We start from the raw sequence: 394 nt of genomic DNA, 5'->3' as shown, positions 1-394 counted from the left end.
TCGTCGTTAGTAACGTCCTTCTTCGGCTTCTAGTGCCAAGGCATCCACCGTGCGCCCTTAATAACTTAATCTAATATTTCCTTATACATAAATGTTTAAGAAAATAACTGTTATTAATCTGTGATGTCGTCTAAAAAGACGACGCGCGATTATTAAGCTTGAATTTCGTTAGAAATTCACTCGGTTTATTGCTTGGTAAAATCTATTTGCTTACTTATCTAGTTTTCAATGTGCAATGATGAATGTTAAATAAACATTCAAAACTGAATACAATATGTCTCCGTTATTCCATGACCTAATGGCCATTCCGTAATATCCTTAGAAAGGAGGTGATCCAGCCGCACCTTCCGATACGGCTACCTTGTTACGACTTCACCCCAATCATTTGTCCCAC

At 37.8% G+C, this 394-nt stretch carries 1 rRNA gene; it reads right to left on the bottom strand.

The features are described from left to right. Nucleotides 1-322: 322 nt before the first annotated feature. Nucleotides 323-394: ribosomal RNA gene (locus LQ668_RS12265) — 16S ribosomal RNA — on the bottom strand; the annotation flags it as partial.

Source organism: Mammaliicoccus sp. K-M42 (genome assembly GCF_022386375.1).
Classification (GTDB): Bacteria; Bacillota; Bacilli; order Staphylococcales; family Staphylococcaceae; genus Mammaliicoccus; species Mammaliicoccus fleurettii.
This window is presented reverse-complemented; position numbering and strand designations above follow the sequence as displayed.